Source organism: Roseicitreum antarcticum (assembly GCF_014681765.1).
Classification (GTDB): Bacteria; Pseudomonadota; Alphaproteobacteria; order Rhodobacterales; family Rhodobacteraceae; genus Roseicitreum; species Roseicitreum antarcticum.
Genome location: NZ_CP061498.1, coordinates 1,400,832 through 1,413,607 on the forward strand (window position 1 = coordinate 1,400,832; position 12,776 = coordinate 1,413,607).

The following is a 12,776-nucleotide window of genomic DNA, read 5'->3' on the forward strand; positions in this document are numbered from 1 at the left end:
TCAGAAACTGCCGAACACCGTGCCCAATGCGACCAGCACGACCAGTGCTGCCACCGGGATCACAACGGCGACCACGGCGATGTCGCCATAAGCCTCGCGGTGCGACAGACCGCAGATGGTCAGCAGCGTGATGACCGCACCGTTATGTGGCAGCGCGTCCAGCCCGCCTGTTGCCACTGCCGTCACCCGGTGCAGCAGGGCCGGGTCGATGCCCACGGCCTGCGCCATATCCAGATAGGCCGGGCCAAGGGTCGCCAGCGCGATGCTCATCCCGCCCGAGGCCGAGCCGGTGATCCCTGCCAGCAGGCTTGTCGAAAGGGCCAGCCCGATCAACGGGTTATCACCGCCAAAGCCCACGACCCAGTCGCGGATCAGGCCGAAGGCTTCAAGCGCCGCGATCACCGCGCCAAAGCCCACCAGCGATGCGGTGTTGAACATCGGCATGAGCGCATCCTGCGCGCCGTCCTCCAGCGTGGCGGCAAGTGTATCCCACAAGCGCCCCGCGTTCAGCGCGATCAGGCCCAGACTGGACAGGCAGAGCGCGGCGATGATCGACCAGATGCCGCGCAACTGGCCGATGTCGGTGTCGCCATATTCCGACTGGGCAAGATATCCGGTATCCATGCCGGGGATCACGGCGAAGGTGAACACGAGGTTCAGCACGATCACCATCACCAGCGGCAGCCCCGCCACGCCCAGCGATGGCAGCGCGGTCTGAGGCAGCCCCGCTTCGGCATCGTCGAACGTGCCATAGCCCGGGCCCAGCCTGCGCAGGCGGTATTCCAGCCACAGCCAACCGCCCAGCAGCATCACTGCCCCCGCGATCAGCCCCAGACCCGGCGCCGCGAATGGCGTAGTGCCGAAGTACGGCATCGGTATCGCGTTCTGGATCGCGGGCGTGCCCGGCAGCGCCGTCATGGTGAAGGTGAAGGCCCCCAGCGCAATCGCGCCGGGGATCAGCACCTTTGGCAGATCGCCTGCGCGAAACAGAGCGGCGGCGATGGGATAGACCGCAAAGGCCACCACGAACAGCGATACTCCGCCATAGGTCATGACCGCGCAAGACAGAATAACTGCAAGCACCGCGCGCCGCGTGCCCAACCGCGCGATAATCGCCTGCGCCAAAGCCGCCGCGCTGCCCGATGCCGCCATCAGCTTGCCAAACACCGCGCCCAGCAGGAACAGCGGGAAATACTGGATGACGAAGCCACCCATGGCGCGCATGAAGACCTGCGTATAGGTCGCAAATATCGGCCCGTCGCCGGTGATCGCCACACTCAGCACCGCCAACGCCGGTGCCAGCAACAACAGGCTGACGCCCCGGTAGGCCAGCGCGATCAGTGCGGCCAGCGCCCCCAGGATGACCGCGACATCGACCATGGCTCAGGCTTTGTCGTGGGGATCGGGGGCCGTCGGCGTTGCGGGGTCGCGGAACAACCCGTCCAGATCCAGCGTGCCGCGTTCCCCGATGGCGTCGAAATGCGTCTCCAGCCATTGATCGGCCCAGCGCCGCCCGTGCCCGAACAAAAGCTCCAGATAGCTCCATTCCGCGTTCATCTTGCTTGACGCTGCCAGGTCCTGCAATTCCTCATCGGCGTGGATCAGGTGCAGATAGGTGTGCCCTGCGGGGCCGACATCCAGCCCTTCCGCCGCGATCAGACGCTGCATCAGGTGGATCGCGCGCAATTCCTTGATGAGGGCGGTGTTGAAGCTGATCTCATTGGTGCGGTTGATGATCTCGCGCGCGGTCATCGGCAGGTCACGCCGGATGACGGGGTTGATCTGCACGATGATCACATCTGCCGTGCTCGTCGTCTCGATCAAGGGCAGAAGCGCGGGGTTGCCGCTGAACCCGCCGTCCCAGTAATGCTGGCCGTCGATCTCTACCGCCGGGTAAATCTGCGGCAGACAGGCCGAGGCCATGATCGCATCCAGCGTCACCCCCCCGCGTGAGAAGATGCGCGCCTGCCCGCTGCGCACATTGGTCGCGGTGACATGCACCTTGATATCGCGGCAGCGGTTCACGCGGTCAAAATTGACCTGCCGTTCCAGCAGGTCGCGCAGCGGGTTGATCTCGGCGGGGTTGAGGTCGTAGGGCGAGAACATACGGCTCATCCCCTCGAAAAACAGATACCCGGGTGAGGCGTCGAGGTTGTAATTCCCCACCAGCCGGTCCAGCGGCGTGCGCTGTATGGGCGAGAACCGCGCCATGTCGCTGATCGCTTTCCAGAAGTCATGCAGGGCGCGGCGCGCACCTTCGCGCCCGCCGCTCTCATACCCGTCGGCCAGCACGATGGCATTCATCGCGCCCGCGCTGGTCCCGCTGATCTCGGCGATGCTGATGCGGGGATCTTCCAGAATCCGGTCCAGCACCCCCCATGTCAGCGCACCATGCGACCCGCCGCCTTGCAGGGCAAGGGTGACGGGTTTCGGGGCCTGCGATGTGTTCGGTTTTTCCATACGCAAACACTATGCTGCAACGCGGCACAGATCAAGTGACAGCACTGCGACGCAGGGCTACGCCCCGCCCAGCGCCCGCCAGCCGATATCGCGACGGCAAAAGCCTTCCGGCCAGTCGAGCCGGTCCACCATGCCATAGGCGCGCGCCTGCGCCTCCGCCAGAGTTGCGGCCCGCGCAGTGACATTCAGCACCCGTCCGCCATGGGCCTGCACCTGCCCGTCAACGGACTTGGTCCCCGCGTGGAAGGTCATGTGGGAACTGTCTTCCTGAAGACCCTCCAGCCCGCCGATCACGCTGCCCTTCGGGTAGGCCCCGGGATAGCCCCTGGCGGCCAGCACAACGGTCAGCGCATGGTCATCGGCCCATGTCACCTCAATCCCGTCCAGCCGCCCCTCGGCGCAAGCAAGGATCAGGTCCAGCGCCTGCGCGCCCAGCCGCAACATCAGCACCTGACATTCGGGGTCGCCAAAGCGTGCGTTGTATTCCACCAGTCGCGCTTGCCCGTCGCGGATCATCAGCCCGGCATAAAGGACGCCTTGGTAAGGTGTGCCACGCCGCGCCAGTTCCGCCATGGTCGGGCGGATGATCTGATCGAGCGCCTGTTGCGCAATCGCGTCGGTCAGCACCGGTGCGGGGGAATAGGCGCCCATGCCGCCGGTATTCGGCCCTTGATCGCCGTCAAACGCGCGTTTGTGGTCCTGCGCGGTGCCGATGGGCAGCACGGTTTCACCATCGACAAGGACGAAAAAGCTCGCCTCTTCGCCGGTCATGAACTCCTCGATCACCACCTCGGCCCCGGCGCTGCCCAGCGCGCCGCCGAACATGTCGTCAATGGCCGCCAGCGCCTGATCAGTGGTTTCGGCGACGACAACACCCTTGCCCGCCGCCAGCCCGTCGGCCTTCACCACGATGGGCGCACCTTGCTGGGTGACATAAGCGCGGGCGCGGGCGGCATCGGTGAAATGCGCGTATGCTGCGGTGGGGGCGTTCACGGCAGCGCAGATCTCCTTGGTGAAGGCTTTCGATGCCTCGACCTGCGCGGCGGCGGCAGAAGGGCCGAAACACGCGATCCCGGCAGCGCGCAGCCGGTCGGCGACACCTGCGGCCAGCGGGCCCTCGGGGCCGATCACCACGAAATCCACCGCATTATCCCCGCAAAACGCGGCAACATCGCTGCCCGACAGAATGTCGATATCTGCAAGCTCGGCAATATCGGCCATCCCGGCGTTGCCCGGCGCTGCGATCAGGCGGTCACATTTGGGGTTTTGCTTGATCGCCCATGCCAGTGCATGTTCGCGTCCGCCACCGCCCAGTATCAGAATGTTCATTGCCGCCCTCTCTTGGCCTTTGCGCGCGCCACCTCTAAGGTGATTGCACGCCGCTGACAAGAAAGACCAAGCCGCCATGGACCTGTTTGAAGACCCGATCCCCGGACCCGACACCCCCGGCCGCAACGCGCCGGAATTCACGGTGTCGGAACTGTCGGGCGCGGTGAAGCGGGTGATCGAGGGCGAATTCGGCCGCGTCCGGGTGCGCGGCGAGGTCGGGCGCGTGATGATCGCGCGCACCGGGCATATGTATTTCGATCTGAAGGATGACCGATCGGTGATCGCCTCGGTCAGCTGGAAGGGGCAGGTCGCCAAGATGCCGATCCGCCCCGAGGAAGGCATGGAGGTCATCGCGACGGGCCGCATGACCACCTTTGGCCCGCAGTCGAAATACCAGTTGCAGGTCGAAAGCATCACCCCCGCAGGGGCGGGCGCGCTGATGGCGATGCTGGAAAAACGCAAGGCCGCGTTGGGCGCCGAAGGGCTGTTCGACGCGGGTCGCAAGCGTCCCCTGCCCTATCTGCCGCGCGTGATCGGGGTCGTCACCTCGCCGACCGGGGCAGTGATCCGCGACATCTTGCACCGGGTGCGCGAGCGTTTTCCCGTCCACGTCATCGTCTGGCCGGTCGCGGTGCAGGGCGACGGCTGCGCGCCACAGGTCACCCTTGCGATCAACGGCTTCAACGCCATTGCGCCGGGCGGGCCGGTGCCGCGCCCCGATGTGATCATCGTGGCACGCGGCGGCGGGTCGATCGAGGATCTGTGGGGCTTTAACGAGGAATCGGTAGTGCGCGCAGCCGCGGCCAGCACGATCCCGCTGATCTCGGCCGTCGGGCACGAGACGGATACGACGCTCATCGATTTCGCATCCGATCTGCGCGCACCCACCCCCACGGCAGCGGCCGAACTGGCCGTGCCGGTGCGCGCGGACCTTCTGGCGCAGGTGGCAGCGCTGGATGCGCGGCTGATCCGGGCGGGCGGGCAGACCATCAGCCAGCGCCGGCAGCGGCTGCGCGATCTGGCCCGCGCCCTGCCCCGGCCCGACACGCTGATGGCGCCGGCGCGCCAGCGGTTCGACCAATGGGCCGACCGCCTGCCGGGCAGCCTGCGCGGGCTGGTGGTCCACAAACGCCTGACGCTGAACACGCTTAGCGCCGGCGTGCGGCCCAGCGCCCTGACCCAACGGCTGGGAGGGGCGCGCGACCGGTTGGGTGTTGCCAGCGAGCGCTTGATGCCCGGGCTGGCACGCACGCTGGTCCGGCAGCGCGAAAGGTTGGAAGCTATGGCGCCACGCTTGCGCGCGGATGGCCTGACCCGCGCCCGGCGCGACCACACCCGCGCGCTGACCGAGCAGGGCTTGCGCCTGAACGCGGCTTTGCGCAACCAGATGCAGGACCACCACCGCAGACTGGACGGGCTGGAACGCCTGCGACAGACCTTGGGGTATGAGGCGACACTGGCGCGCGGCTATGCGGTGGTGCGCGATGCGTCAGGCGCGGTCATCACCACCGCGCAGGCCACGCGGCAGCACCGGGCGCTGGAAGTCGCGTTTGCCGACGCGCGGGTGGATGTGGTGCTGGCAAGCGCTGGAGGCCCGACAGATCCGGGGCACGATGGGCCGTTGCCCGAGGTGCCAAAACCCGCCGCGCGCGCGCGGAAGGCCCCTCAGCGGCAGCTTGACGACAATACCACAGCCCCGCGCCAGCCCAACCTGTTCGACCCGGACTGACGGGTGCCCGGGGGCGCTCGGCGGGCTGCCCCGGACCCCAACACACCCCAACACCAGCCAGCGCGGCAACACCAGCCAGCGCGGCAACACCGGCCAGCGCGGCAACACCAGCCAGCGCGGCAACACCGGCCAGCGCAGCAACACCGGCCAGCGCAGCAACACCGGCCAGCGCGGCGTGCCTTAAAGCCCCTTGGCGCGGTAGCTGGCCGCGACACGCTCAATCGCGACGACAAAGGCGGCGGTGCGCATATCCTCGATGTCGCTGCGGCTGTTCCACACTTCGGCAATCGACTGGTAGGCGTTGCGCATCGTATCATCGAGACCCGACCGGACCAGTTGCAGCTCATCCGCGCCTTGCAAAAAGCGGGTCTTGAAGTCGGGCGAAAGTTCCCACCCCAAGCCACGATCGGCCGACAGACGCTCCAGCTCATCGACCAGCAAATGGTGATGCGCTTCCTCGTTGCGGCGCTGCATCCGGCCAAAGCGGATATGTGACAGGTTCTTCACCCACTCAAAATACGACACCGTGACACCGCCAGCATTGGCGAAGAGGTCAGGGATGATCAAGATGCCCTTCTTGCGCAGGATCTCATCGGCACCGGCGGTGATCGGACCATTCGCAGCCTCGATAATCAGCGGCGCCTGAATGCGGTCGGCATTGGACAGATTGATAACACCTTCCAGCGCTGCAGGGATCAAGATGTCGCATTCTGTTTCCAGCACTGGGGCGCCCTGGGCCACATATTGCGCGCCGGGGTAATCCTTGACCCCGCCATGTTCGGCGATCCAGGCGCGCAGATCCTCGATGTTGAGGCCCTTGTCATCCAGCACGGCGCCGTCGCGTTCGATCACGGCGATGATCTTCGCGCCGTCGTCCTCGGACAGGAATTTCGCGGCGTGGTAACCCACATTGCCAAGGCCCTGCACGATGATCCGCTTGCCCGCCAGCTTGCCGGTGAACCCGGCTTTCTTGATATCCTCGGGGTGCCGGAAGAATTCCTGCAAGGCATATTGCACGCCGCGTCCGGTCGCCTCGACGCGGCCCTTGATACCCCCCGCGTTCAGCGGTTTGCCGGTGACGCAGGCGCGGGCGTTGATATCGGTGGTGTTCATCCGCGCGTATTGGTCGGCGATCCAGGCCATTTCGCGTTCACCCGTGCCCATGTCGGGGGCGGGAACGTTCTGGGCGGGGTGGATCAGGTCACGCTTGGCCAGTTCATAGGCAAAGCGGCGGGTGATCTGTTCCAACTCATGCTCTTCATATTTGCGCGGGTCGATACAGAGCCCGCCTTTCGAGCCGCCGAACGGCGTTTCCACCAATGCGCATTTATACGTCATCAGCGCAGCCAGCGCCTCGACTTCGTTCTGGTTGACCTCGGGGGCATAGCGGATACCGCCCTTGACGGGTTCCATATGTTCGGAATGCACCGCGCGGTAGCCCACGAAGGTTTCGATCTTGCCGCGCAGCCGTACCCCGAAACGCACCGTATAGGTGGCGTTGCAGATTTGGATCTTGTGGGCCAGCCCGGGCGACAGGTCCATATGCGCCACGGCGCGGTTGAACATCAGATCGACGCTTTCGCGAAAGCCGGGTTCTGCGTGCGCTGTCATTTTGGGTTCCTCCAGGTGCGGGACGGGGTCCTGCGACAGGCCGCCACAGCACCATTTGCAGCAAGCCTTATCGCGCAGATGTTTCCAGTCCATGAAAAACCGGAGCCATTGTCAAGAAAAGCAACTTTTCCCGGGATGGCCAAGTGGCGACGGAAAAAGGCCCGCACGAAACCGCTTTGGCAAACCCCATCGCGCGAGGGGCCAGCGTTCACGCGCAGCGCCGCTCAGCCCACCGCACCCATCGCCTTGCGCACCATGTCCCAGTAATGCGCCTCGACCGTGGCAAGGCTGAGGCGCCCGCCTTCGCGGTACCAGGTGTTGACGCCTGTCAACATGGCGATCAGGGCCAGCGCGGCCAGCTTCGTATCGGGAACAGCGAACTGGCCCGCACGTTGACCCGATTGCAAGATCGCCTCCAACCGGTCCTCATAGCTGCGGCGCAGGCCCTCCAGCCGGGCGAAATTCGCAGGCTCCAGGTTGCGCAACTCCATATAGGATACGAAGACCGCATCCGAGCGCGCGGCGTGGAACCGGATGTGAAACCGGGTGAACCCTTCCAGCGCGGCCACCGGATCAGCGGGCTGGACCTCGGCTGCCAGCGCGGCAAGCAGGTCCTCCATATGGCCGCGCATCAGCTCGAAGAGCAATGTCTGCTTGTCTGGCGTGTAGAGGTAGAGGGCACCGGCCTGCACCCCCACCTCGGTCGCGATCTGCCGCATGGAGACTGCCGCATAGCCATGGCGCGCGAACAGCCGCAGGGCCGCTGCGCGGATACGCGGGCCGGTAATTTCTGCCTTGGAGCCGGGTTTACGCGCCATAGTCCGACAATGCCCATGAACGGGCGTTCAATTCAAGAGGAGGACGCGCGTGCCCTCAGGATTCAGTGCGTCACACCGCCCCCCTGCCCCGCGCTTATCCATGGGCGCGCGCGACGGCAGGCTTGCGCCGGGGGGGCGGCTGGCAGTAGGTTGTTGTCACGCCCCCGGACCGGCCACAGGACAGCCCATGACCATACGCCCCGCCCCTTTCCACCTGGCGCTGCCGCTCTTGCTTTCGGCGCTGCTGAGCGCCTGCGCGGGCGATCCGCTGCCGCCGCGTGACAGCCGCGCCAATATCCCTGCGCCCGGTCTGGCGCCGATCGACGCGGTGCTTGCAGGCGTTCCGCCGGTTGCGGCGCAAACGCAGGCGAATGCGGCACAAAGCGCGCGGGCCAATGCCCTGCGCGCCCGGGCGGCCCGGCTGCGCGCGCTGGATCTCGATCAGCTGTAACACAGTGCTGAAACCTCGTTGCTGCGACAGGTTTCCACCCGGGAGTCGGGAAACTGTTATTCCAATGACCTCCGGTGCCGAGAACAGGCGATGCGTCTTCTGTGTGCGGGCCAAGCCCGAACGCCCCGGACAGGCCGGCCTGCCCGTGCAACACGAAGGCGCTTGACGCCCATTGGGGCGGACGCTGGTTTCAGGTGGTGGGCACAGACAGGGAAATACGCCGCTTTTGCCTGATCTGCCAAGGCGCGTGCGTCATTATTTCTTGTTCTAGCGGGAACCTTCCCCAAAGGGGTAAGCGTTCAGATGACCTTCCCGGTGTCCTGTCAGCGGTGCCGCATCGGGCGGCGGTTGGGTGCTGCGCGACCTGGGCCACGGCCATTGCGCGCGCCCATGACACGGCGGCGGCCAGGGCCTGACCAAGCCTACAGGCGGTAGAGGGCCCTGAACTTCGCCTCCAGATAATCCAGCAGCGGCCCTTCGGACGGGGCAAAACCGCAGGCCGCCGCAACCGTATCGGCGGGGCTGTGCAACCCGCCGGGCCGCTGCACCCGGTCACGCAGCCAGCCAGTGGCGGCTTGCAGATCGCCTTGCGCCAGTTGCGCGTCCAGATCGGGAAGATCACCGCGCAGGGTCTGGTGAAGGCAGCCCGCATAGACATTGCCCAAGGTATAGGTCGGGAAATAGCCAAACAGCCCCACGGACCAATGCACATCTTGCAACACGCCATTGGACGGGCGGTCCACCACCACGCCGAAATCGGCGGCAAAACGGTCGTTCCATGCGCCTTCCAGATCGGCGACCGCCAGATCCCCCCCGACCAGCGCGCGTTCCAGATCGAAACGCATCATGATGTGCAGGTTATACTGCACCTCATCGGATTCGGTGCGGATGTAGCCCGGCGTCACGCGGTTGATCGCGGCATAAAGCGCATCGGCATCCCCGACGCTCAGCCCGCCAAACTGCGCCTGCATCTGGCCAAACAGCCAGCCGCTGAAGGCGCGCGAACGGCCCAACTGGTTCTCATAAATCCGGCTCTGGCTTTCGTGCACGCCCATCGACACGCCCTGCCCCAGCGGCGTCAGCGCGAAATCGGGGTCGATATTCTGCTCGTAGCACGCGTGCCCCACCTCGTGGATGGTGGAATAAAGACAGTTGAACGGGTCATCCGCCGCCACCCGCGTGGTGATCCGCACATCCGCACCCGACCCGCTGGAGAAAGGATGCACGGCCAGATCAAGCCGTCCGCGCGTGAAGTCATAACCGAAGGTGGTTGCCAGCAGGCGGGCCAGCGCCATCTGCCCCTCGGCCGCAAAGCTGCCGGTCAGCGCGGGCGGCGTGGGCGCGCCCAGAACCGCGTCGCGCAACGCGACCAGGCGCGGGCGCATCCGGTCGAACATGGCAGCGGTTTTGCTGGCCGAGGCTTCAGGCTCGTAATCATCCATCAACGCGTCGTACAGAGTCCCCTCCCCCGCCAGACACGCGGCTTCTTGCTGGCGCAGGGCCACGACCTGGGACAGAACCGGCAAGAAGGCGGCCGTATCATCCGCCGCCCGTGCCCCTGCCCAGACGCCCTGCGCCACCGATGTCACCCGCGCCAGTTCCGACGCCAGGCTTGCGGGCACCTTGGTGTTGCGCGCATGGGACCGCGTGATGTGGCGCAGCATGGCGGCGCGCACCGGGTCGCCCCCGTCAGACGCGGCAGCCAGCCAGTCGGCAACCCGGGGATCGGTGCGGCGGGCATGCAATACGCCTTCCAGCGCGGCCATTTCATCGCCGCGCTGGGTGGCTGCCCCGCGCGGCATCACGGTTTCCTGATCCCACCCAAGGCGGCCCTGTACCTGCGCCAACGCCTCGGTCTCGCGCGTGAACGCGATCAGCTCGTCATATGCAGTCATCGGGGTATCCTTCATGTACGCAGAGCGGTAGCGCGGGGGTATTGCGCCAGATGGCGGGCACGCAAGATCAGCACCCACAACAGCACGGCAGTCGCCTGATGCGCGATGCCCAGTTGCCACGGCGCGCCATAGAGCACGGTCACGATGCCCAGGACGATCTGGCCCAGCATCACCAGCATCATCGCACTATAGGCCGCGCGCGTCGCGGGATGCGGCGATTTGCGCCCGCGCAGCCACACGACGACGGCAAAAGCCAGCAGCAGATACCCCGACATGCGGTGGATGAACTGCACCAGCGCGGGATTCTCAAAGAAATTGCGCCACAGCGGCGTCATGTCAAACACCTCGGGCGGGAAAAATACACCGTTCATCAAGGGCCAGTCGGTATAGCCGCGCCCCGCGTCGATCCCCGCGACCAGCGCGCCCAGCAAGATTTGCAGCAAGGCGAAATGCATCACCCCGGTGGTCATAGAGAACAGCTTGCCCTCGCGCACCCGGCGCGCCTGCATCAGCGCCGCGTCGGTCCGGTTCAGCAAGAAGCTGTACCACGCGATCACGCCCAGGATGACAAAGGCCAGCCCCAGATGCACCGCCAGACGGTATGAGGCGACAGCAACCATCCCCTCGGTCAACCCCGAGGCGACCATCCACCAGCCAATGGCACCTTGCAGACCGCCCAGGGCCCCAAGCATCAGCAAGCGCGGGGTCCAGCCCGTAGGGATGCGCTGTGTCGCCCAGAAGAATACGAAGCCCAGCGCCCAGACCAGCCCGATCACCCGGCCCAGTTGGCGGTGCCCCCATTCCCACCAGTAGATTATCTGAAACTCGGCCAGCGACATGCCCCGGTTGACCAGTTCGTACTGGTCGATCTGGCGATACCGGTCGAATTCGGCCTGCCATTCGGCGGCCGACAGCGGCGGGATGGCCCCGGTAACGGGCCGCCATTCGGTGATAGACAACCCGCTGTCGGTCAGCCGCGTCATGCCGCCCACGGCGATCATCACCACCACCAGCGCGAACAGGATCAGCAGCCAGACCCGGATCGCGCCGCGCGCGCCCTTGGGGGCGCGATCGATGCCGCCGGGCGCGGCGCGGGGGGCCGGGGCCTTGCCGCCATCGCCCACCTCTTCAAAAATGCTGCGTTTGGGGGGCATTGCCTTCTCCGACATTGATCTGCGTTTGCATCTGGCCGCAAGCTAGAGCGTGCCCGCGCCGGGTTCAAGGCCGCCCATGCCGCAGGGGGCGGGCGGTTTGGGCACGCACAGCACCGGGCGGCGAAAGCTCTGGAGCGGGCGGGCGCGGGCGGCACAGGCGGGCAGTGCGCACGCCTGAGACACGGGCCCGCGGGATCAGCCACAAAGGCACCTGCGGTGCCAAGCCTTGGCGCGCGTGTCCCCGGCCGGGCGTCAAAGCCCCTTCAGGAAGGCCCCGGCCCGCGCACCAACTTGCGCAGCACGCCATGCAGCGTCTGCACATCGGCCCGGGTCATGCGCCAGCGTGACAGCATGTTGCGCAGGTTCAGCTTCATATGCGGTGCCTTGTCGGGCGGAAAGAAGAAGCCTGCGGTGTCCAGCCGTTCCTCCAGATGGTCGCCCAGCTTCTCCAACTCCAGCCCGTTGGCGAAATCGGTGCCTGCAAACGCCATCACCTCGGGCGGGGTATCGGTGGTCTGGCGCTGGAACTCATAGGCCATCAGCAGCACGCATTGCGCAAGGTTGAGCGAATAGAACGCCGGGTTTACCGGCACGGTAATGATCGCATTGGCGCGGGCCACGTCGTCATTCTCCAACCCAGCGCGCTCTGGACCGAACAGCACCGCCACCTTCTTGCCCGCGCCGATCAGCGCGCGCGCCTGCGCCATGGCGTGCTCGGGCGTCAGGATAGGCTTCGCCAGGCCGCGCCCGCGCGCCGTGGTGGCGAAGACATAATCGCAATCGCGCAGCGCGGTGGGAAGATCGTCAAATACGCCCGCGCGGTCCAGAACCGGGCTGGCGCCGCTGGCCATGGCCACGGCCTTGGGGTTCGGCCAGCCATCGCGCGGGGCGACCAGACGCATGGTATCTTGGCCAAAGTTCAGCATGGCCCGCGCCGCCGCCCCGATGTTCTCGCCCATCTGGGGGCGGACCAGCACGACCAGTGGGGTCTGGGGGGCATCAGGTGTCTGAACGGGGAGCACGGCACTATCCTCTTGGTCACGGGCCTCTTGGTCACGGGCCTCTTGGTCGCTGGGCATTCTGGTCACGGGCATTCTGGTCGCTGGGGCTGTGCCATACCCGGGCCGGCGCAGCCGGGCAAGAGGGCTGGGCGCATGGCGCAGCCAATATGGACGACCGAAAGGACAAGGAGACAAGGCTGACGTGACCCTGAGGGCGCGTGACAATGATCGAGCACGGGCCAGGACGCTCGGGCCGACCGCCCGATAAAGACACCAGACACCAGACACAGACGCCGGAAACGGACGCGATATGCAGGCATCCGGCGCG

General features: G+C 66.1%; 10 protein-coding genes. 2 read left to right on the forward strand and 8 right to left on the reverse strand.

What is annotated here, in order from left to right; genetic code table 11:
* From H9529_RS06725 to purD, 3 genes are read right to left on the reverse strand one after another with little or no spacing between them, the layout of a single operon-like run.
* A complete protein-coding gene (locus H9529_RS06725; protein WP_092888049.1) occupies positions 1–1,380 on the reverse strand; it encodes a GntP family permease in 1,380 nt (459 codons plus the stop codon).
* Between the two features lie 3 nt (positions 1,381–1,383).
* Entirely contained in the window at positions 1,384–2,460 is a 1,077-nt protein-coding gene (locus H9529_RS06730; RefSeq protein WP_092888046.1) for a patatin-like phospholipase family protein, read from the reverse strand.
* A 57-nt stretch (positions 2,461–2,517) separates the two neighbouring features.
* Complete coding sequence (gene purD, locus H9529_RS06735) at positions 2,518–3,789, reverse strand: phosphoribosylamine--glycine ligase (protein ID WP_092888043.1); 1,272 nt, start codon at positions 3,787–3,789, stop codon at positions 2,518–2,520.
* Positions 3,790–3,865: 76 nt separating this feature from the next.
* Here purD and xseA point away from each other — a divergent pair, with 76 nt between their 5' ends.
* Positions 3,866–5,518, forward strand: coding sequence for an exodeoxyribonuclease VII large subunit (gene xseA / locus H9529_RS06740; protein WP_092888041.1), 1,653 nt, complete (start codon positions 3,866–3,868; stop codon positions 5,516–5,518).
* Between the two features lie 180 nt (positions 5,519–5,698).
* On the opposite strand, the gene H9529_RS06745 is transcribed toward xseA, so the two are convergent.
* Together H9529_RS06745 and H9529_RS06750 are read right to left on the reverse strand one after the other, a co-directional pair.
* Positions 5,699–7,129: a Glu/Leu/Phe/Val family dehydrogenase gene (locus tag H9529_RS06745; RefSeq protein ID WP_092888266.1), complete on the reverse strand. Its 1,431-nt coding sequence runs from the start codon at positions 7,127–7,129 to the stop codon at positions 5,699–5,701.
* A gap of 224 nt (positions 7,130–7,353) precedes the next feature.
* A complete protein-coding gene (locus H9529_RS06750) occupies positions 7,354–7,947 on the reverse strand; it encodes a TetR/AcrR family transcriptional regulator (protein ID WP_092888038.1) in 594 nt (197 codons plus the stop codon).
* Between the two features lie 187 nt (positions 7,948–8,134).
* On the opposite strand from H9529_RS06750, the gene H9529_RS06755 reads away from it, so the two are divergent.
* On the forward strand, positions 8,135–8,398 hold the full coding sequence (locus H9529_RS06755; protein WP_092888035.1) for a hypothetical protein: 264 nt from the start codon (positions 8,135–8,137) through the stop codon (positions 8,396–8,398).
* 422 nt (positions 8,399–8,820) lie between these two features.
* On the opposite strand, the gene H9529_RS06760 is transcribed toward H9529_RS06755, so the two are convergent.
* From H9529_RS06760 to H9529_RS06770, 3 genes are all read right to left on the reverse strand, one after another.
* Positions 8,821–10,293, reverse strand: coding sequence for a carboxypeptidase M32 (locus tag H9529_RS06760; RefSeq protein WP_092888032.1), 1,473 nt, complete (start codon positions 10,291–10,293; stop codon positions 8,821–8,823).
* Between the two features lie 11 nt (positions 10,294–10,304).
* Complete coding sequence (gene ctaA / locus H9529_RS06765; RefSeq protein WP_092888029.1) at positions 10,305–11,447, reverse strand: heme A synthase; 1,143 nt, start codon at positions 11,445–11,447, stop codon at positions 10,305–10,307.
* A 263-nt stretch (positions 11,448–11,710) separates the two neighbouring features.
* The gene (locus H9529_RS06770) at positions 11,711–12,469 is read right to left on the reverse strand and encodes an RNA methyltransferase (RefSeq protein ID WP_223814321.1); all 759 of its coding nucleotides are present in this window, start codon (positions 12,467–12,469) and stop codon (positions 11,711–11,713) included.
* Positions 12,470–12,776: the final 307 nt, after the last annotated feature.

Coding starts and splice junctions, on each gene's coding strand:
- H9529_RS06725 (WP_092888049.1), bottom strand. CDS start 1,380: ATGGTCGATGTCGCGGTCATCCTGGGGGCGCTGGCCGCACTGATCGCG.
- H9529_RS06730 (WP_092888046.1), bottom strand. CDS start 2,460: ATGGAAAAACCGAACACATCGCAGGCCCCGAAACCCGTCACCCTTGCC.
- purD (WP_092888043.1), bottom strand. CDS start 3,789: ATGAACATTCTGATACTGGGCGGTGGCGGACGCGAACATGCACTGGCA.
- xseA (WP_092888041.1), top strand. CDS start 3,866: ATGGACCTGTTTGAAGACCCGATCCCCGGACCCGACACCCCCGGCCGC.
- H9529_RS06745 (WP_092888266.1), bottom strand. CDS start 7,129: ATGACAGCGCACGCAGAACCCGGCTTTCGCGAAAGCGTCGATCTGATG.
- H9529_RS06750 (WP_092888038.1), bottom strand. CDS start 7,947: ATGGCGCGTAAACCCGGCTCCAAGGCAGAAATTACCGGCCCGCGTATC.
- H9529_RS06755 (WP_092888035.1), top strand. CDS start 8,135: ATGACCATACGCCCCGCCCCTTTCCACCTGGCGCTGCCGCTCTTGCTT.
- H9529_RS06760 (WP_092888032.1), bottom strand. CDS start 10,293: ATGACTGCATATGACGAGCTGATCGCGTTCACGCGCGAGACCGAGGCG.
- ctaA (WP_092888029.1), bottom strand. CDS start 11,447: ATGCCCCCCAAACGCAGCATTTTTGAAGAGGTGGGCGATGGCGGCAAG.